An 18569-nucleotide genomic window follows, 5' to 3' on the forward strand; every position below is an offset into this window, starting at 1 on the left:
CTCGTCATTTCGGCGTGCGTAGCGGGGTGCCGCCTCCCCGGTTGCGCCATGCCTCGCCGGAATGACTGTTATGCGGCCGACGTGTCTTCTTCATTCGTTTGCATTGACCGACTATCTCTCCACCGCAGCACAACTTCAACACATCACCCTGTCTGAAGAAGGAGATTGTCATGTCACTTCAAGCGAAACTCGACGCTTTCAAAGCGGATTTCAAAGGCGGTAAAGCACCGTACTTCGCGCCGCCTGAAATTCATCCGATCATGGAACGCGCTACCGCCGAACTCGTGGCGTCCGGTCAGGCTGAACGCGCGCTCAAAGCAGGCGACGCAGCGCCGGAATTTATTCTCAACGACCCGGACGGAAAACCCGTCTCGTCTACCGAACTGCTGAAGCGCGGAGCGCTCGTCATCAGTTTTTATCGTGGCGTGTGGTGCCCATATTGCAATCTTGAACTGAAGGCTCTCGAGGAAGCACTGCCGTCGTTCAAGGCCGAAGGTGCCGACCTGGTCGCGATCTCGCCGCAAAATGCCGCGAATAGCCGCAAGTCGCTGCGCACCAACAAGCTGAGCTTCCCGATCCTCAGCGATACGCACAACGATGTGGCGGCGGCGTTCGGCATCCGCTTTGCCCTGCCCGACTATCTGGTCGAGTTGTACAAGAACCTCAAGAACGACTTGCCGGCGTTCAACGGCGACAATAGCTGGACTCTGCCGATGCCCGCGCGTTACGTGATCGGGCAAGACGGCACGATCCTGTATGCCGAAGTGAATCCGGACTACACGCACCGGCCTGAACCGCAGGACATGTTGCCCGTTCTTCGCCGGAAGACTGCCTCGGCCTCTTAAGCCGGGCCTGCTTCGCTCCCGGCACGTCACGTGCCGGGAGCGAGCGCATCAAAGATCATCCGCGTTCAGTCAGGCCGTCGAATCCGATGCGCCGAATATCTCCTCGACCCAGGCAACAAAAGCACGCGCCTTTGCCGTCACCATCCGCCCACTCGGAAACACGGCCCAAAGATCGATGCTGGGCAATTCCCAATCGGCAAGCACCTGTTTTACCGCGCCGCTTGCGATTTCGGGCGCGAACATCCACTCGGACGTGATCGCGACGCCCATGTCGGCTAGCACCGCGGCGCGCACACCCTCCGCCGCGTTCACGCGAATGCGCCCCGCGACAGCAATGGACGTCTCCGTATTGCCCCGCTTGAAGGACCATGCGTTCCCACCGCCGGCCTGCTCGTACACGATCGCCTGATGCGAAACCAGATCGGCAGGCGTGCGCGGTTCACCGGCTTTCGCGAACCACGCCGGCGAGCCGACGACACAACGCCTGCCACGCGTGAGTCTGCGCGCCGTCATGGTCGAGTCGCCCAGCACACCCATTCGCAACGCGACATCGATGCCGTGTTCCAGCAGATCAATGTTCTCATCATCGAGGATGATGTCGATGTTCAGATCAGGATGTCGTTCGAGGAAGGACGGCAGTCGCGGGATGATATGAAGCCGCGCAAAAGTCACGGCCGCCGACACCCTGAGACGGCCCGAGAGTGCGCCGGCCGATCCCCGCGCCGCCAGTTCTGCTTCGTCCGCTTCTTCGATCGCCCGTTTCGCGCGTTCGTAAAACGCCTGACCCGCTTCGGTCGGCGTCAGCCCACGGGTAGAGCGGAGAAGCAATCGGACCGCGAGCCGCTCTTCGAGTTGTGCAATCGACTTTGAAACGGCTGGCTGCCCGACATCGAGCAGGCGGGCTGCGGCCGAGAAGGAACCCGACTCGATCACGCATACAAACGTTTCCATCGCTGTCAGCCGGTCCACTTGCTTTTCTCCTGGAACGAATCATCGTGGTTCGCGTGTCGTACGACTGCGGCGCAATCCAATCCCGAGGGCCGACAACCGCACGGTCTTGTTCCATCGCTCCCCACCCGCGACGTGTATCGCCGGATCGTGATGTTCTGGGGGGACGGCCGTCGGTCCGACGGCCGTCCCCCTGTCAGCGCCTTGAAGTCGCGTCGATGAATGCCTGTGTTCAGGCCGTGGCCACTGCGCGGTGCGTGCTGTAGTCGATGTAGCCTCGTCCGTCGCCGCCATAGAACGTGGCACGGTCGTAAGCATTCAGAGGCGCACCCGTACGCAAACGCTCCGGCAGGTCCGGATTGGAGACGAACATCCGGCCGAAGGCGACCAGATCGGCATCGCCGGTGTGAAGAATCTGCTCTGCGCTTTCAGCGTTGAATCCGCCGGCGGCCACAATCGTGCCGGTGAACAGCCGGCCCAGATCCTTCGATGAGACAGCTGACTCGCTCGCCTCAGTGTCCTCGTTGCCGCGAATGCGCGGCTCGATCACGTGCAGGTAAGCGAGGTCGTAGTTGTTGAGCCGGCTCGCCACATAGCCGTAAGTCGCGTGTGGATCGCTGTCTGACATGGTCCCGTACACACCGCTTGGCGACAGACGTGCGGCAACGCGCCCCGCACCCCACACCGACACGACTGCCTCCACGACCTCGAACAGAAAACGCGCGCGATTCTCAATCGAACCGCCGTAAGCGTCCGTCCGGTGGTTCGAGCCATCCAGCAGGAATTGATCGATCAGATAGCCGTTCGCCGCATGCAGCTCGACGCCGTCGAAACCAGCTGCTTTCGCACGCGCAGCGCCCTGTCGAAACTGTTCGACGACGTCTGCAATCTCATGCGTGTCCAACGCGCGCGGAACGAGTTGCTCGACTTCGACGATATTGCCTTGTGCGTCGCGGATTGCAGCATGCTCATACGCGCGTATCGCCGACGGCGCGATCGGCGTCTGCCCGTTGGTGTTGGCGGGATGCGCCTGCCGGCCGGCATGCCATAGTTGCAGGAAGATGCGGGCGCCTTTGGCGTGCACGGCGTGAGTGACGCGCTTCCAGCCGTCGACCTGCGCCTGCGTGTAAATGCCGGGAGCGTCGACATACGCGATGCCCAGTGGCGAGACAGCGGTAGCGTCGGTGATCAGCAAGCCACCGTCGGACGCGCGCTGTGAATAGTATTCGACCATCAGATCGCCGGGAACGTTGCCCGCTTCAGTGCGCATGCGCGTCAGCGGCGCCAGTACGACGCGGTGCTTCAGTTCGAAGGGGCCAACGGAGATGGGTGTAAAGAGTTGGTTCATTGCTTCATCCTTGAGATATCCAGATTGGGACGGAGGAATGATCGCGCGAGTCGAGGTGACGCAGAAGGGACCTCGGGGCAATAGCTGTCATTCCCGTCGGGAATACGCCGTCAAGCAGTATCGATCACGTCGCGCAACGCGGGCCCCGGCGAATAGCCGGTGCCCGCGCCGGCTGGCTCACTGCGCCGTCGCTCGCGGCGGCACGTTGGCCAACAGCGGGCCGAAGCCTTCAGCGAAAGTCAGGTGCGTGATCACCGCATCGCGCAGCTTCGGATAGGGCAGTTCCGCCAGTATCGCCGTCTGCATCGCGGCCATCACCTCGCCGGCTTCCGAGCCGATCATCGTGAAGCCGAGAATGCGGTCGTCGGCGGCGGACACGAGCACTTTCATGAAGCCTTGTGTCTCGTCCGTGGCTTCGGTGCGCAACACGTTGCTCATCGGCAGCTTCGCGACCCGCACGGCGATGCCCTGCTTCTGTGCTTCGCGTTCGCTGAGCCCGACGTGCGCGAGCGGCGGATCGCTGAACATCGTGTACGGCACAAGACGATCACGCGTGCTGCGATGGCCACCCGCCAGGTTATCCCGCACGATGCGGAAATCGTCGACGGAAACATGCGTGAACTGCGGACTCCCGGCCACTTCACCGATCGCCCACACACCGGGCGCACTCGCTTGCAGGCGGTCATTGACGCGAATGTAGCCACGTTCGTCCAGTGCAATGCCGGCTTTGTCCAAGCCGATACCGGCGGTATTCGGAATGCGGCCCGTGGCGACCAGAATGTCGCTGCCTTCAATCGTCTGCTCACCGGCGGCCGTGCGCACGGTGATGCCAACGTGCTTGCCGGATTGGCCGTCCACCTTGAGCGTCTCGGCGCCGAGCACGAGGTCGATGCCCTCGCCGCTCAGCACACGCGACATCTCATCGGCGACGTCGGCGTCTTCGCGTCCCATCAATTGCTGCCCGTGTTCGACGATCGTCACCCGGCTGCCGAAGCGCCGATATGCCTGAGCCATTTCGATACCGGTATAGCCGCCGCCGAACACGATCAGATGAGCCGGCGTGTAGTCGAGGTCCAGTGCGCCGATATGCGTGAGCGGTTGCGCCGCACTCAGACCCGGAACGTCCGGAATAGCCGCATGCGATCCGACATTGACGACAATCTGGTCGCCGCTCAGCGTGCGCGTTTCGCCATTGTTCAGTTGCACCTCGAGAGTTTTCGGCGCAATGAAACGTCCACTGCCCATGATCAGCTCCGCGCCGCTCGCCGCATACGCCTGCAGGTGAAACGCAACCTCACGTTCGATCATGCCGCGCTTGCGCTCGCGGACCTTCGCCATATCGACCGTGACTGGGCCGGTGATCGTGCCGAAGTCCCCGGCGTGCTGCGCAAGATGTGCAACACGTGCGCTCCAGATTTCGTTCTTGCTGGGAAGACACGCAACGGCCGGGCACGATCCGCCCACCCATTGACGCTCGACGACGGCGACGCGCTGGCCCGATCGCCCCAGGTGCCACGCCAGCAGCTTGCCACCCTGGCCGCTGCCGAGAATAACGGTGTCGAAATGTTCAGTTTGAGACATCACATCCTCCGATTCAGGACAACTTCAATCAGCCGGACGACGCGGACCTCGCACGAACTCCACGCCCTGCCCGGCTGCAACCATCACGCGGCGAGCTGCGGCGCGGCGGGGAAGTCCACCGGTACGCGCGTCGTTGCGTGCAGATAGTTAGTGACGGTCTTGTCGCCGATCACGACGATCGTGTCGACCAGATTGGCCTTGGTCCAGCCCGCGGCGAAGAACGCATCGACGAGCGCCTGATCGGCGTGCCCGCGGTTGACCGCGATGCTCTTCACCAACCGTGCGAGTGCGTCGAACTTCGCATCGAAACTTGCCTTGCCACTGCGGATTTCGAGAATCTGTTCGTCGGTGAAGCCGCTCATCTTGCCGATCACGGTGTGCGCAGCCAGGCAGTATTCGCAGCCGTTGACCTGGCTCACGACGAGGTTCACGATTTCGCGCGCCTTGCCGGTGATGCTGCTCTTCGCGTTCTGGAACGCAAGATAGTTGCCGAGCGCGTGCTCCGAATGGGCGAACGTGGCGTACAGGTTGGGCACAGTGCCGAGACTGCTCTTGAGCTTGTCGAAGATCGCCTGGTTAGCCGGGGACACTTCGTCGCGCGTCGGGACATTGATGGTGGTCATGGTGAGGCTCCTGAGTAGAAAAGATAGGAAAAAATCGCGTGTTATTGCGCCGTGTAGGCGCCGTCGACTGCAATGTTCTGTCCGGTGAGGTAGCGCGCCTTATCGCTCGCAAGAAAGACGATGGTCTGAGCGATCTCGTCCGGCGTCGCGGCGCGGCGCGCCGGTATCGTCGCGAGGAAACCGGCCTTGCCCTCCTCGGTGCCGCCGGCAAAGCGGTCAAGCATTTCAGTGGCGACCGGGCCCGGCGCCACGGCGTTGACACGCACACCCGCGGTAGCGCCTTCGAGGGCCGCGCTCTTCGTGAGGCCTTCGACCGCATGCTTGCTGGCCACGTACACCGACCCACCCGCGAAGCCGACCTGGCCCGCGATCGACGAGAGGTTGATGATCGAGCCCGCGCCCTGCGCAAGCATCACGCGCATCTCGTGCTTGAGCGACAGCAGCGTGCCGAGCACGTTGACCGAGAAGGTGTCTTCGTAGTTGGTCGCTGTCTGCTCGACGATCGGCGCCAATTGGCCTTCGGTGCCTGCGTTGTTGACCGCCACGTCGATGCGCCCGAAACGCTCGACGGTCCGCTCGACGACGCTGCGCACTTCGGCCTCGAAGCGCACGTCGGCGCGCAGGAATTCGGCTTCGGCGCCAAGCGCGCGCAGTTCGGCGGCGAGCGCCTGGCCTGCCTCTTCGCGACGGCCGCTGACGACCACGCGGTTTCCTTCGCGAGCGAAGGCAAGTGCGGTGGCACGGCCGATACCGGTCAGCGCGCCAGTGATAAGGACGACGGGTGAGTTCATGTCAGTGCTCCTAGTGTTGGGTTGCTTCCAATCGCGTTTGCGATGAGTCAACTTTGAATGATTCCCGGCGGGCGATATAGACGGTGTATGCTCATATAACTGATTCCACGCAGGAATATATTGAGCAAAATGGACAAGCTGCAGGCAATGAAGACTTTCGTGCGCGTGGTGGAAGCGGGCAGTTTTTCCGCGGTCGCACACGAGGCCGACACGACGCAAAGCGCAGTGAGCAAACAGGTCGCGGCTCTCGAGCGCGAGCTGGGCGCGCGGCTGCTGACGCGAACCACGCGTTCGCTGGCACTGACGGAAGAAGGTGAACATTATTTCGAACAGGCGCGGCGCCTGGTCGCGGAAATCGCGGAGGCCGAGGGCGCGCTGCGGCGCGGCGAGCAGCAACTCACGGGCTGGCTGCGAATCGCGGCGTCGGTCGGCTTCGGTCGCCTCAAGCTCATGCCGCTGGTGCAATCGTTTCTGGCGGAGCATCCGGCCGTGAAGATCGACCTACGCCTTAGCGACAGTTTTATCGATCTCGTGGAACAGGGGATCGACGTCGCGGTGCGCATCGGCGACCTGCCGGACAGCAGCCTGATCGCGCGTCGCGTGGGAACTTCCTACCGGATGTTGATGGCGCATCGCAACTACGTGCGTTCGCTGCCGAAAGGCAAGAGGGCGCCGCGCGTTCCCGACGACCTGGTCGATCACAACTGCATCGTCTACACCGAACTGGCAATGCGCAACGCGTGGAGTTTCACAGCAGGCCCCGGCGCGGCGGAGCCGGTGGGACCACCCGCATCGTGCGGGTCGAAGGCAATCTGCAAACCAACAGCAGTGAAGTCATGCGAGCGTCGGTCCTCGCGGGCATGGGGATTGGATACTCGCCGAACTGGCTGTTCGACGACGAACTGGCCAGCGGCGAAGTGCAACGGATATTGCCGGATTGGGAAGCGATCGCTATTCCGATCCACCTGGTGAGCCCACAGGAGCGACGGCATTCCGCCAAGGTCAGAGCGTTCGTCGACCATGTCGGAAAGGCGATGGCTCCTGGCTGAAAGGGCTGTGGAGCAGAGTCCTTCGCCCCACAGTTGCCGTTGGAACAATGTCCAACGCGTCATTCGATGAACTTTAACTGCGCACCCGATCACGCGCCGGAAAGCAAGGCTCCGGCGCCAGGCACGATCGGCTCGAGCTTCAGATGATCCAGCATGCGCCGCACGGTGCATACCGCAGTCGAGACGGTGCGGATTCCCAACATGTCTTCGATGCGCTGAATCGCCGGCAAGGAAGGCATCTGGACGCAGGCGGATGCCACCACCACGTCCGCGCCTTCCGTGTTCAGGCGCCGAACGTCGTCGACCAGTTGCATCGGATCGCGCAGCCCGACTTCGAGGTTGTCAGGAATTTCAAAGCAGATGGAATCGATAACCTCGATTCCTTCGTTTTCGATGTAAGCGACAACCAGGTCAGTCAACGGGCGCATATACGGCGCCATCAGCGAAATCCGACGAGCGCCCATGATCTTCAGGCCCTCTACCAAAGCGCCCGCGGAGGTCATGACTGGCGCGAGGCAATGATTGGCGCGCGCGACCTCCAACAGATCGCGTTCAGTTTCGCGATGATAGCCGGGCCCCATCGCCATGATCGCGACCAGGCACGCCGTGCTCATCACATCGACACGAGCGTCGGCAAGTTCCGCCGCGCAGCGCAAGCCTTCCTTGTTCATCGCGACCAGTTCCTCCTTCGTGACCTTGTGCATTCTCATCCGGCTCGAATGGAACGTGAAGCGCTCGGGGCGGATGGCTTCACGGGCGCGAAACATGGCCGGAATCTCGGTTTCCATGGTCGTATTCGAGCTTGGAACGATCTGTCCAATACGAAAGTTTTGAGGCATTTTTCAAATCTCCGAAATAGATTTAGGCATCCAGAATACTGATGGGATTTTCATGGCGTCCTGATCCGCGCGAAAAATCGCGGTCTCAGTCCGGCATGCCTGCGCCACGCGTCTCAGGCAAGAACCAGGGCAGCACGATGCCGATCAGATACACGGAGCCGAGCGCCAACGCCGCCTGCGACACGCCACCAAACGATTTGATCATGCTGCCCGCGATGATCGGGAAGACCCACGCAATCAGGCGCGCCGCATTGAACACGAAGCTGATCGCAGTGGAACGCACGCTGGAACCGAAGAGTTCACACGGGTAGATCGCCATCCAGACATACGCGCAGCCCAGGGTGAAGAAGCCATTGATCGGCGCCACGATCATCATCGCTTCGACGCTGGTGGTCAGCTTGTACGTGACGAACGTCGTGATCAGCGAACCGACGAACGTGAGTGACAGGAAGGCCCGCCGTCCGATGGCATCCACCACGAAACCGGCGATCATGTAGGCCGCAATCGCGCCGACGGTGTACGCGATCGATATCTTCGAGCCCCACGACAACGCGTCGGGAATCCCCTCGGCTTTGGCGAGCGACACGGTGAAGGTCGGCAGCCAGCTTGAAATGGCCCACCAGCCGACGGTCGTGACGATCGACAGCACGAGCAGCAGCAGCGTGCGGCGCAGCGCTTCGGGTTCATTGAAGAGTTGCGTGAGGGTGAAGGGACGCTTTTCGGATGCGGGCGCGTCGCCCGCGGCCTGCTCGTTGCTCGTCGCGCTCCAGCGCTTCTCGCGCACCGCGCGTTGCCATTTCTCCGACTCGCTGACTCCGCGGCGAATGTACAGCACAAAGAGCGCCGGGACTGCGCCAAGCACGAACATCAGCCGCCAGGTTTCGGCGCCGAATGGGTGCGTCGACGAAAGCGCATACCACACGACCGCCGCGATCAGCGTGCCCCAGCCAAAGCCCGATTGCAGAAAGCCGGCCCCTTTCGCGCGAGCCCGCTCCGGCCAGGTTTCCGACAGCAGCGCGACGCCCGTGCTCCATTCGCTGCCCATTGCGAGGCCCGTGAGGAAACGCAGCCCGCACAACACCCAGAAGGTTTGCGAGAACGCGGTCAACCCCGAGAACAACGCGTAGAGAAATACGGACCAGAGCATCATCCGCTTGCGTCCGACATAGTCCGCGAGAATCCCGCCGATCAGACCGCCCGCTCCCCAGCCGAGCAACGTGATGCCGATAACCAGACCGGCGTAAGTCGTGGGGGACGCGGCTTGCTCAGGTGACAGCACCGAATGCAGCATCGGCCCAAGAACAACCACGAGCGCCAGTGCTTCGTAGCCGTCGAAAATCCAGCCGAGGAAGCTCGCTTTCAGTACACGCCAGTGCATCGCCGTGAGACCGTCGTACCAGTGAGTTCGCGAACTCATCGCCAGCTCTTTGTGTTCCATCTCTCGTCTCCTTCATATTTTCAACAGAATTTTCAGGCGTTCCGGTCTTACAGCGCCGGCACACGCGGCGCTGCAACAAATCGTGCGTTTGGGCGCCGGTGTACCATGTTCCACCGGCGGCGGCCAGGACAACGCCGCCTCCTTCGACATAAAATCGCGCTGCGCGCTGCCGGCCCGCGTCTTGATCTGGTCCTGCGAGGATCGATCTCTATGGCACATAGGATGCCGGCTGCCGCGCGGATTGAAAACTTCTCAATGTTCAATACAGGCATCGCCAAACGCGATGGGTGCCAACCGACTGGATATTCCCCCGAAGGAGTGAGGATGCGCGTTTCAGCAGATCGGCCGTTGCGACTCGACATGGAGTCCCTGCGCATTTTCGTGGCAGTCGTCGAGGAGGGCAGCATCGCCGCGGCGGCGGCCCGCACGCACATCGTGGCATCGGCCGTCAGCAAGCGCGTATCGGATCTCGAAGACGACGCCGGCACGCCGCTGCTATATCGGCACAGCCGCGGCGTTCAAGCGACGCCTGCGGGCGAGGCGCTCTATCATCACGCGAAGCGGCTGAGCGAGCACCTGCAGCAAATTTCGGATGAACTGTCTGAATATTCGGCGGGATTGAGGGGCCATACCCGGATTTACGTGAACTTTACCGCCATGGTTCAGTATCTGCCCGGCGTGCTGCGTTCCTTTCTACGCGCCAATCCAAACGTGCGGATCGACATGGTCGAGAAGTCGAGCGATGAAGTGGTGCAGGCGATCGCAAGCGGCGTCGCCGATCTCGGCATCTGCTCGGCGACCGAGGACTCCCTCGGCGATCTGCAGTGGCGCCCGTACAGCGTGGATAAGCTGGTCGTGATCGTGCCGTCGGATCATCGGCTCGCCGGTCGCGCAAGCGTGAGCTTCGCGGAAGCTCTGGAGGACGACTTTGTCAGCATGCCCTACGGGACGTCCATTTCCAAATTGTGCCGCGCCGCCGCCGAGCGTGACGGCAGCCGGCTACGCGTGCGCATCGAGGTGACAAGCTTCGAGGGCGTGCGCAACATGGTCAGCGCGGGACTCGGCATCGGCGTGCTCCCCAAGGGAAGCGTGACACCGTATGTGCATTCGGCGTCGTTTCGCGCTGTCGAGCTTGACGACCCATGGTCGCTGCGGCCGCTGTCAATCATTGCGCGCAATTTTGACACCCTGCCGCTTCCCGCGCGCATGCTGGTCGATCACCTCGAAGCGCATCATGAGAACGACGCGTGAGGAGCGCCGCCGCTCAACGTTTCCTCCCACACCGCGCGTGGCCTGATAGCGCACCGACTGCGCCATCGCGGTTCGCGATGGGTGGCGTCGCGAGTTAATGATTTACGTCGTCGGCCGCGTTACCTAGCATTCAGTGCGGAAATTCAGATCACGGTACCAAGCGGTTCAACTCCCGGAGTGCGCAATATGAACGCCAAATCCCCCATCAAGGTAGCGATCCTCGACGACTATCAGAACGTCGCGCTGAGCATGGCAGACTGGTCGCCCCTCGAGAATCGCGCGGACGTGACGGTGTTCAACGACCACGTCGCTGATATCGGGAAACTGATTCAACGCCTGCAGCCATTCGATGTCGTCTGCGTAATGCGCGAACGCACCCCGCTGCCCCGCGAGGTCATCGAAAGCCTGCCGAACCTGAAGCTGATTGCCTCGACCGGCGCAGGGAATACGTCGATCGATCACGATGCGGCTGCGGAACGCGGCATCGAAATTCGTCATACGGGCTATTCGTCCACACCGACGATCGAGTTGACGTGGGGGCTGATTCTCGCAATGGCCCGCAATATTCCGCTCGAAAATCAGTCGCTGCGTCAGGGAGGCTGGCAGCTTTCGCTTGGCGATGAACTCGCGGGCAAGACGCTCGGATTGCTCGGCCTTGGCCGCGTCGGCTCGGCGGTCGGCATTATCGGGCGGGCATTCAGAATGAACGTCATCGCGTGGAGCCAGAACCTGACCGAGGAGCGCGCCGTGGAAAAGGGCGTGCAGCGAGTCAGCAGGGATGTGCTGTTCTCCACGGCGGATTTCCTGTCGATCCACGTGCGGCTGAGCGAGCGCACCCAAGGTTTGGTCGGCGCGACGGAATTTGCGCAGATGAAACCCACGAGCCGGCTGATCAATACGTCGAGAGGTCCGATCGTCGACCAGGTCGCGCTGCTGACGGCACTCACGACCGGCCAGATCGCCGGCGCCGCACTGGACGTATACGACGTGGAACCGCTCGACAATCCGCACCCTCTACGCGAATTGCCCAACGTGCTCGCGACACCTCATATCGGCTATGTATCGAAGGAGTTATATCGCACCTTCTATGGCGATACGGTGCGTAACATCGTTCAGTGGCTTGATGAAAGCGGAGGTTCTGCGCAAGGCTAGCCGAGCAGACGATCCTTCTCAGTGAACCATTGTCACCGGCGTAACCGTTCGCCTCGATAAAGACGCGAGCATGGCGAGCCTGCGGAAGAAACCCATACGACTGGCGTCGATCACCATCACGTCGGGCCGGGTCGTGGCTATATAGTCGGCAATCGCTTTGGCAGGGTGACCGAAGACGCGCTTCCAGTGGTAGGGCACCCCTGCTTCTTCGAGAATGGTTCGAGCGTCGATCAGAGCCTTCAGCATCGCATGCTTCTCGTGGCGCAACAGTGAGCTTCGAGTGTGGAAAGCGGCTGCGCGTCCTTGTGCGACGGGCTCGAGAACTTCCAGCAGTTCGACCTCCGTTACGCCGTGCTCGAGAAACATGAACGCGGCATAGCGGGCTGCTTCGACTGCACCGCCGTGGTCGAGGACGGGGATCAGCATTCGTATCATCCAGAACTCCTGGAAACCGGTATCGCTTTCAGCTTAGTTAAAGCCACGTTAATACGGTGTAAAAGTACCAGGTTTTGGGCGCCATTACACGGATACGGCCAACCCGACGTGCCGCCCGGCTAGGCCTGTATCGCTGCGGGGTTCAATTCGATATGCAGGATGACGAGCCACCGCTTCGGACAGTCGTCCGCGATCTGCACGTCCTGCATGCCTTCGCCGCCCTGCTTCACGAATCCCTTCTCGCGCGCGAAGCCGAATGCGCGCCGCGCGTCGGCCTGCAGCCATAACGTCACCATCCCGCATGTCACACAGCTGAAAAGCCAGACGGCTTGATGCGGTGGCGCGGAATCGAGTTGCTGCACGAAATACGTGAAAATAGTCGTGAGAATCTGGTTTGTGACAAAGGCGATGGCGACCACCTTGCACAGCCCCCTGAATACCATCGCGGGTCTTGAGGGTGTCATGAAAGACGGACGCCGAACCCGACGCTCACGCGGCCCTTCGCTTGTTTGAATGCCATATCGACTCCAATAGATCTCTTCATCTCTTCACAGCGCAAAGCCAGTCACCCACTATACGAAGCCCGCAGTAAAGACCGCGCAACGATTGCCCGCAATGCCGTAAATATTGTGTGAAATTCACCTCACGCCGACCAGCCGGTACCCCACCCCCGACTCGGTGATGATGTGCTCGGGGCGCGCCGGATCGCTTTCGAGCTTGTGGCGCAGATGTCCCATGTAGATCCGCAGGTAATGGTGGTTATCGGTTTGCAACGGCCCCCATACCTCGCCGAGCAGTTGCGCATGCGTCAATACCCGCCCCGGATGACGCACCAGCGCGGAGAGAAGCCGGTATTCGATTGGACTGAGATGGACGATACGGCTATCGCGCAGCACTTGCCGCTCGCCGAGATCAACGGTGACCAGGCCGAACCGGACCTGCGGCGAGCCGGCCCGCCCGCATGCGGCCTGCCTGCGCAAATGGGCACGCATCCGCGCGCCTAGCTCGGGCAAGCCAAACGGCTTGGTCAGATAATCGTCGGCGCCGGCATCGAGCGCGGCGACCTTGTCTTCCTCGCGGCTGCGCGCCGACAAAACGATCACCGGCATCGCCGACCAGGCGCGCAACTGACGGATCACGTCGATGCCGTCCATGTCAGGCAAGGCCAGATCGATGATGACGAGATCCGCCCGCCGCGTCGCGGCCTGCGCAAGACCTTGTGCGCCGGTCTGCGCTCCGAACACGTTCATCCCGTCCGCTTCGAGGTGCGCGCGAATGAAGCGGCTTATGGTTGTGTCATCGTCTATCACAACGACTGTTATGGTGGGGTCCCTCATAGAAGCCGCGAGCGTCGACATCAATGCATTGGCTTGAGGTCGTCCAGCGCAAGGTTGAGCTGAAGCACGTTCACGCGCGCCTCGCCGAAAATGCCGAACTGCCGCCCCTGTGTATTGCTGGCGACAAGATCGCGAACCTGATCGACCGGCAGACTCCGCGCTTTCGCCACGCGTTCGACCTGATAGGCTGCGGCCGCCGGGCTGATTTGCGGGTCGAGTCCGCTGCCCGAGGACGTCACCAGATCCACCGGCACCGGTTGCGACATGTCGTTACCCGCGGCTTTCAAGGCATCGAGACGACCCTTGATTTCGTCCGCGAGCGCGGGGTTGGTCGGCCCGAGGTTCGAGCCGCCCGAACTCTGCGCGTTGTACGGCATGGGGCTGGTGGCCGACAGGCGTCCCCAGAAATAGTACGGCGCGTCGAACTGCTGACCGATCAGTTTCGAGCCGACCGGCTTGCCGTTCTTCTCGATCAGACTGCCGCCGGCCTGTGCCGCGAAGGCGCCGCGGCCAAGGGCCGTGACGACGACCGGATAGAGCACGCCGGTGATCACGGTCATCAGGATGAAGAGGACGAGTACCGGGCGAATCAGCGTTTTCATGATCTCCACTCCGTTGCGTTCAAACCCAGCCGAACACGTTCAGCACCATATCGATCAGCTTGATGAACGGGAACGGCAGCAGAATCCCGCCCAGCCCGTAGATCAGAAGATTGCGGCGCAGCAGCGACGCGGCGCCCAGCGGCCGGTATTTCACGCCCTTGAGCGCAAGCGGAATCAGCGCGACGATGATCAGCGCGTTGAAAATCACCGCCGACAGAATCGCCGACGAAGGCGAACTCAGATGCATCACGTCGAGCACGCGCAACTGCGGATAAGTGGTCGCAAACGCCGCCGGGATAATGGCGAAGTACTTGGCGACGTCGTTGGCAATCGAGAACGTGGTGAGCGAGCCGCGTGTCATCAGCATCTGCTTGCCGATTTCGACGATCTCGATCAGCTTGGTCGGATTGGAATCGAGGTCGACCATGTTGCCGGCTTCCTTCGCGGCCTGCGTGCCGGTGTTCATCGCCACCGCGACGTCGGCTTGCGCGAGCGCCGGCGCGTCGTTGGTGCCGTCGCCGGTCATCGCGACGAGGCGCCCTTCGGCCTGGTGCGTGCGAATCGTCGTCAGCTTGGCTTCGGGCGTGACTTCCGCGAGAAAATCGTCCACCCCCGCTTCGGCGGCGATAGCCGCCGCGGTCAGGCGGTTGTCACCCGTCACCATGATGGTCTTGATGCCCATCTTGCGCAGTTCGGCGAAGCGCTCCTTGATACCGCCCTTGACGATGTCCTTCAACTCGATCACGCCCATGCAACGCGCGACGTTTTCGCCCTGGCCTAGCTGCGCGACCACCAGCGGCGTGCTGCCGCGCCGCGCGATTTCCGTGACCGCGGCCGTCAGTTCGGCCGGAAAGCGGCCGCCATGAGCTTCGACGAAATGCTTGATCGCATCGGCCGCGCCCTTGCGAATCTGGCGGTCGGGCAAATCGACACCGCTCATGCGCGACTGCGCGCTGAACGAAAGGAACGTCGCCTGCAGCGCGTGCATATCGCGTTCGCGGATATTGAAGCGCTGCTTCGCGAGCACGACGATGCTGCGCCCTTCCGGCGTTTCGTCCGCAAGCGACGACAGTTGCGCGGCATCGGCGAGCATTTCCTCAGTGACGCCCGGCGCCGGCGTGAAAGCCGACGCCTGGCGATTGCCGAGCGTGATGGTGCCGGTCTTGTCGAGCAGGAGTACGTCGACGTCGCCGGCCGCTTCCACCGCGCGCCCTGAAGTGGCAATCACATTCGCCTGCATCATGCGGCTCATGCCCGCCACGCCGATTGCCGACAGCAGCCCGCCGATCGTGGTCGGAATCAGGCACACCAGCAGCGCGACCAGTGCGGTAATCGTGACGACATGCCCCGCTTTCGCCGCTTCGACCGAAAACATCGAGAACGGCAGCAGCGTGGCGGTGGCGAACAGCAGCACGAGCGTCAACGCGACGAGCAGAATCGTCAGGGCGATTTCGTTCGGCGTCTTCTGACGCTTTGCGCCTTCCACCATCGCGATCATCCGGTCCAGAAACGCCTCGCCCGGATTCACGGTGACCCGCACGACAATCCAGTCCGACAGCACGCGCGTGCCGCCCGTCACCGATGAAAAGTCGCCGCCCGACTCGCGGATCACCGGCGCGGATTCGCCCGTGATCGCCGATTCGTCGACCGATGCCACGCCTTCGATCACCTCGCCGTCCGCCGGGATCACGTCGCCGGTTTCGACCAGCACGACGTCGCCTTTACGCAGATCGGTCGCCGTCGTGATGCGGATCGGCGACTTGGGGTGGGAGTCTTGCAGCTTCTTCGCCATGACGTCGCGCTTCGCGCCGCGCAAGGACGCGGCCTGGGCTTTCGAGCGTCCCTCGGCAAGCGCCTCCGCGAAGTTGGCGAACAGCACCGTGAACCACAGCCACAACGCAATCGCGAGGATGAATCCGGCGGGCGCCTCGGCCTGGCCGCCGAGCGCGGCGATCCAGAGAATGGTCGTGAGAATGCTGCCCACGTACACGCAGAACATCACCGGATTGCGCAACTGGTGGCGCGGCGCGAGTTTCTTGAACGAGTCGACGAGGGCCGGCCGGGCAATGGCCGGGTCGAACATCGAGCGCGCGGCATTGCGCGCCTGGCCGATGTTGCCAGGCTGATGAACCGGGGGTTGAAATCCGTTGCTCATGCTGTCCTCTCAATCAATGACCCGCGACCATGATCAGATGCTCGACGACCGGGCCGAGCGCGAGCGCCGGCACATACGTCAGCGCGCCGACCAGCACCACCGTGCCGAGCAGCAGCACGACGAACAGCGGGCCGTGCGTCGGCAAAGTTCCGGCGGTCGCGGAGATACGCTTCTTGGCTGCAAGCGACCCGGCGATCGCCAGCACCGGCACAATCGAGCCGAAGCGGCCAAACCACATGGCGATGGCCAGCGTGGAGTTATAGAACGGCGTATTCACCGACAAGCCGGCAAACGCACTGCCGTTGTTATTGGCCGCGGAACTGTAGGCGTAGAGAACCTCGGAGAAGCCGTGCGGCCCCGGATTGGAGATACCCGCCGTGCCGGCAGCCGCCAGCACGCCGATCGACGCACCGACCAGCACGAGCAGCGGCGTCAGCAGCACGGCGATCGACACCATCTTCATCTCGTACGATTCGATTTTTTTGCCGATGTATTCCGGCGTTCGCCCGATCATCAACCCGGCCACGAACACTGCGAGCAATGCGAACACGAGCATGCCGTAGAGGCCCGAGCCGACACCGCCGAAGATCACCTCGCCGAGTTCGATCAGCAGCAGCGGCACGAAGCCGCCCATCGGCGTGAGCGAATCGTGCGTATTGAGGACAGCGCCGCACGAAGCCGCCGTGGTCGCGACCGTGAAGATGCCCGATTGCGCGATGCCGAAGCGGGTTTCCTTGCCTTCCATGTTGCCGCCGGACTGCGTGACCGACGCGCTTTGGTCGACATGCAGCGTCGAATACAGCGGATTGCCGCTCTGCTCCGATGCGATCTCACCCCCGCAGGCCACCGCGAAAGCAATCGTCATCGCGGCAAGTACCGCATAGCCTTGACGCCGGTCGCCGACCATCCTGCCGAACACGAGGCACAACGCAGCCGGAATCAGCAGCATCGCGATCATCTGCACGAAGTTGGCGAACGGCGTCGGGTTCTCGTACGGGTGCGCGGAATTGCCGTTGAAAAAGCCGCCGCCGTTGGTGCCGAGCATCTTGATCGCTTCCTGCGACGCAACCGGACCCATCGCGATAGTCTGCTTGTCGGCCTTGTTGTCCACCATCACGGGATTGCCCTTCGCGTCCTTGACGGCGTTGCCCTGGGCATCGGTCTTCGGCGTCTGGTACGTCGTGGCCTGCAGTGTCGGCACGTCCTGGTACGATTCGAAGTTCTGAATCACGCCCTGACTGACGAAGACGAGCGCGATAACAGTCGCGAGCGGCGCGAGAATATACAGCGTGATACGCGTCAGATCGACCCAGAAGTTACCGATCGTTGCTGTCGTGTGGCGTGCAAAACCGCGAATCAGGGCGACCACGACGGCAATACCCGTGGCGGCCGACAAGAAGTTTTGCACCGTCAGAGCCGCCATCTGCGTCAGGTAGCTGACCGTGGATTCCGGCGTGTAGTCCTGCCAGTTCGTGTTGGTCACGAAGCTGATTGCCGTGTTGAAGGCGGCGTCCGGCGTCATGGGGCCGAAGCCTTGCGGATTGACGGGCAGCCATTGCTGAATGCGCAAAAAAGCATAGACCGCGAACACACCGAGCGTGTTGAACACCAGCACGGCTAGCGCGTAATACTTCCACGACATCTCAGCCTCGGGATCCACACCCGCCAGCTTGTACACCGCCGCTTCGAGCGGCCGTCCAATGCGGCGAACGACGACCGACGACCCGTCGAGCACCGCCGTCATGTAGCGGCTGAGCGGAATCGCGAGCGCGATCAGCACGACGATGAAAACGCCGGGCTGAAACAGGTTATTGAAGTTCATTCGAGTGCCTCCGCGCGCAGCAAAGCGTAGACGAGGTAGGCGAACAGAATCAGCGTCGAGGCCGCCGCAAGCCAGGTCATCCAGGTAGTCATGGACGGCCTCCCGGCGCGCGGCGAAGCTTGTCGCAGCCAACCACGAACGCGGCGACGAGGCCGCTGAATGCAACGATTGCAATGACGTAAAGCAGATCCATGGCGTGGCCTCCCGCATCGGACTTCCGCACCATCGAATTTAGGCAACTCCGCGTAAACGCACTGTTAAGAGAGCGCGCAGATTCGTAAAAAACGTGGACTTGGTTTGGGGGGAAGGTTGTGCGTGGATGGCCAGATTGGACATCGCGAGGTTTGCGGTGG

General features: G+C 62.2%; 18 protein-coding genes and 1 pseudogene. 5 read left to right on the forward strand and 14 right to left on the reverse strand.

The window, feature by feature from the left end:
* Positions 1–170 precede the first annotated feature (170 nt).
* A complete protein-coding gene (locus B0G74_RS28550) occupies positions 171–845 on the forward strand; it encodes a peroxiredoxin-like family protein (protein ID WP_132378556.1) in 675 nt (224 codons plus the stop codon).
* 69 nt (positions 846–914) lie between these two features.
* On the opposite strand, the gene B0G74_RS28555 is transcribed toward B0G74_RS28550, so the two are convergent.
* The 5 genes from B0G74_RS28555 to B0G74_RS28575 all read right to left on the reverse strand — a co-directional run bounded on the left by B0G74_RS28555 (position 915) and on the right by B0G74_RS28575 (position 6136).
* The gene (locus B0G74_RS28555; protein WP_132378558.1) at positions 915–1814 is read right to left on the reverse strand and encodes a LysR family transcriptional regulator; all 900 of its coding nucleotides are present in this window, start codon (positions 1812–1814) and stop codon (positions 915–917) included.
* A gap of 211 nt (positions 1815–2025) precedes the next feature.
* The gene (locus B0G74_RS28560; protein WP_132378560.1) at positions 2026–3141 is read right to left on the reverse strand and encodes an alkene reductase; all 1116 of its coding nucleotides are present in this window, start codon (positions 3139–3141) and stop codon (positions 2026–2028) included.
* A 177-nt stretch (positions 3142–3318) separates the two neighbouring features.
* Positions 3319–4722 carry a mercuric reductase gene (locus tag B0G74_RS28565; protein ID WP_132378562.1) on the reverse strand — a complete coding sequence of 468 codons (1404 nt, stop codon included), beginning with the start codon at positions 4720–4722 and terminating at the stop codon, positions 3319–3321.
* 83 nt (positions 4723–4805) lie between these two features.
* A complete protein-coding gene (locus tag B0G74_RS28570; protein WP_132378564.1) occupies positions 4806–5345 on the reverse strand; it encodes a carboxymuconolactone decarboxylase family protein in 540 nt (179 codons plus the stop codon).
* Positions 5346–5386: 41 nt separating this feature from the next.
* Positions 5387–6136, reverse strand: coding sequence for a glucose 1-dehydrogenase (locus B0G74_RS28575; protein WP_132378566.1), 750 nt, complete (start codon positions 6134–6136; stop codon positions 5387–5389).
* A gap of 147 nt (positions 6137–6283) precedes the next feature.
* Here B0G74_RS28575 and B0G74_RS47510 point away from each other — a divergent pair.
* Positions 6284–6799: pseudogene (locus B0G74_RS47510) on the forward strand (LysR family transcriptional regulator); the annotation flags it as partial.
* Between the two features lie 173 nt (positions 6800–6972).
* Positions 6973–7185: a LysR substrate-binding domain-containing protein gene (locus B0G74_RS47515; RefSeq protein ID WP_279388622.1), complete on the forward strand. Its 213-nt coding sequence runs from the start codon at positions 6973–6975 to the stop codon at positions 7183–7185.
* Positions 7186–7274: 89 nt separating this feature from the next.
* Here the strand turns inward: B0G74_RS47515 and B0G74_RS28585 are convergent, their stop codons facing one another.
* Positions 7275–8024, reverse strand: a complete 750-nt coding sequence (locus B0G74_RS28585) for an Asp/Glu racemase (protein ID WP_132378568.1) — start codon at positions 8022–8024, stop codon at positions 7275–7277.
* 85 nt (positions 8025–8109) lie between these two features.
* Positions 8110–9462 carry an MFS transporter gene (locus B0G74_RS28590; protein WP_132378570.1) on the reverse strand — a complete coding sequence of 451 codons (1353 nt, stop codon included), beginning with the start codon at positions 9460–9462 and terminating at the stop codon, positions 8110–8112.
* A gap of 222 nt (positions 9463–9684) precedes the next feature.
* On the opposite strand from B0G74_RS28590, the gene B0G74_RS28595 reads away from it, so the two are divergent.
* Both B0G74_RS28595 and B0G74_RS28600 read left to right on the forward strand, forming a co-directional pair.
* Complete coding sequence (locus B0G74_RS28595) at positions 9685–10713, forward strand: LysR family transcriptional regulator (RefSeq protein WP_243658332.1); 1029 nt, start codon at positions 9685–9687, stop codon at positions 10711–10713.
* 186 nt (positions 10714–10899) lie between these two features.
* On the forward strand, positions 10900–11865 hold the full coding sequence (locus B0G74_RS28600; protein WP_132378572.1) for a D-2-hydroxyacid dehydrogenase family protein: 966 nt from the start codon (positions 10900–10902) through the stop codon (positions 11863–11865).
* An 18-nt stretch (positions 11866–11883) separates the two neighbouring features.
* On the opposite strand, the gene B0G74_RS28605 is transcribed toward B0G74_RS28600, so the two are convergent.
* The 7 genes from B0G74_RS28605 to kdpF form a co-directional block, all read right to left on the reverse strand.
* Positions 11884–12300 (reverse strand): universal stress protein, encoded by a 417-nt coding sequence (locus B0G74_RS28605; RefSeq protein ID WP_132378574.1) that lies wholly within the window; start codon positions 12298–12300, stop codon positions 11884–11886.
* 119 nt (positions 12301–12419) lie between these two features.
* Entirely contained in the window at positions 12420–12764 is a 345-nt protein-coding gene (locus tag B0G74_RS28610) for a hypothetical protein (RefSeq protein ID WP_243658333.1), read from the reverse strand.
* 174 nt (positions 12765–12938) lie between these two features.
* Entirely contained in the window at positions 12939–13637 is a 699-nt protein-coding gene (locus B0G74_RS28615; RefSeq protein WP_132379459.1) for a response regulator, read from the reverse strand.
* A 20-nt stretch (positions 13638–13657) separates the two neighbouring features.
* The gene (kdpC, locus tag B0G74_RS28620) at positions 13658–14239 is read right to left on the reverse strand and encodes a potassium-transporting ATPase subunit KdpC (RefSeq protein ID WP_132378576.1); all 582 of its coding nucleotides are present in this window, start codon (positions 14237–14239) and stop codon (positions 13658–13660) included.
* Positions 14240–14258: 19 nt separating this feature from the next.
* A complete protein-coding gene (gene kdpB / locus B0G74_RS28625) occupies positions 14259–16322 on the reverse strand; it encodes a potassium-transporting ATPase subunit KdpB (protein WP_132379460.1) in 2064 nt (687 codons plus the stop codon).
* An 85-nt stretch (positions 16323–16407) separates the two neighbouring features.
* Entirely contained in the window at positions 16408–18216 is a 1809-nt protein-coding gene (gene kdpA, locus B0G74_RS28630) for a potassium-transporting ATPase subunit KdpA (RefSeq protein ID WP_132378577.1), read from the reverse strand.
* The gene (gene kdpF, locus B0G74_RS28635; protein WP_028193906.1) at positions 18213–18308 is read right to left on the reverse strand and encodes a K(+)-transporting ATPase subunit F; all 96 of its coding nucleotides are present in this window, start codon (positions 18306–18308) and stop codon (positions 18213–18215) included. Before kdpF ends, kdpA begins: the two co-directional genes overlap by 4 nt.
* Positions 18309–18569: the final 261 nt, after the last annotated feature.

The sequence above is a fragment of the Paraburkholderia sp. BL9I2N2 genome (assembly GCF_004339745.1).
Taxonomy (GTDB): domain Bacteria; phylum Pseudomonadota; class Gammaproteobacteria; order Burkholderiales; family Burkholderiaceae; genus Paraburkholderia.

What these genes read in the sequence shown, in the direction of transcription:
- B0G74_RS28550 (WP_132378556.1), top strand. Translation starts at nt 171, where the DNA reads ATGTCACTTCAAGCGAAACTCGACGCTTTCAAAGCGGATTTCAAAGGC.
- B0G74_RS28560 (WP_132378560.1), bottom strand. Translation starts at nt 3,141, where the DNA reads ATGAACCAACTCTTTACACCCATCTCCGTTGGCCCCTTCGAACTGAAG.
- B0G74_RS28565 (WP_132378562.1), bottom strand. Translation starts at nt 4,722, where the DNA reads ATGTCTCAAACTGAACATTTCGACACCGTTATTCTCGGCAGCGGCCAG.
- B0G74_RS28570 (WP_132378564.1), bottom strand. Translation starts at nt 5,345, where the DNA reads ATGACCACCATCAATGTCCCGACGCGCGACGAAGTGTCCCCGGCTAAC.
- B0G74_RS28575 (WP_132378566.1), bottom strand. Translation starts at nt 6,136, where the DNA reads ATGAACTCACCCGTCGTCCTTATCACTGGCGCGCTGACCGGTATCGGC.
- B0G74_RS47515 (WP_279388622.1), top strand. Translation starts at nt 6,973, where the DNA reads ATGCGAGCGTCGGTCCTCGCGGGCATGGGGATTGGATACTCGCCGAAC.
- B0G74_RS28585 (WP_132378568.1), bottom strand. Translation starts at nt 8,024, where the DNA reads ATGCCTCAAAACTTTCGTATTGGACAGATCGTTCCAAGCTCGAATACG.
- B0G74_RS28590 (WP_132378570.1), bottom strand. Translation starts at nt 9,462, where the DNA reads ATGGAACACAAAGAGCTGGCGATGAGTTCGCGAACTCACTGGTACGAC.
- B0G74_RS28595 (WP_243658332.1), top strand. Translation starts at nt 9,685, where the DNA reads ATGCCGGCTGCCGCGCGGATTGAAAACTTCTCAATGTTCAATACAGGC.
- B0G74_RS28600 (WP_132378572.1), top strand. Translation starts at nt 10,900, where the DNA reads ATGAACGCCAAATCCCCCATCAAGGTAGCGATCCTCGACGACTATCAG.
- B0G74_RS28605 (WP_132378574.1), bottom strand. Translation starts at nt 12,300, where the DNA reads ATGATACGAATGCTGATCCCCGTCCTCGACCACGGCGGTGCAGTCGAA.
- B0G74_RS28610 (WP_243658333.1), bottom strand. Translation starts at nt 12,764, where the DNA reads ATGACACCCTCAAGACCCGCGATGGTATTCAGGGGGCTGTGCAAGGTG.
- B0G74_RS28615 (WP_132379459.1), bottom strand. Translation starts at nt 13,637, where the DNA reads ATGAGGGACCCCACCATAACAGTCGTTGTGATAGACGATGACACAACC.
- kdpC (WP_132378576.1), bottom strand. Translation starts at nt 14,239, where the DNA reads ATGAAAACGCTGATTCGCCCGGTACTCGTCCTCTTCATCCTGATGACC.
- kdpB (WP_132379460.1), bottom strand. Translation starts at nt 16,322, where the DNA reads ATGTTCGACCCGGCCATTGCCCGGCCGGCCCTCGTCGACTCGTTCAAG.
- kdpA (WP_132378577.1), bottom strand. Translation starts at nt 18,216, where the DNA reads ATGAACTTCAATAACCTGTTTCAGCCCGGCGTTTTCATCGTCGTGCTG.
- kdpF (WP_028193906.1), bottom strand. Translation starts at nt 18,308, where the DNA reads ATGACTACCTGGATGACCTGGCTTGCGGCGGCCTCGACGCTGATTCTG.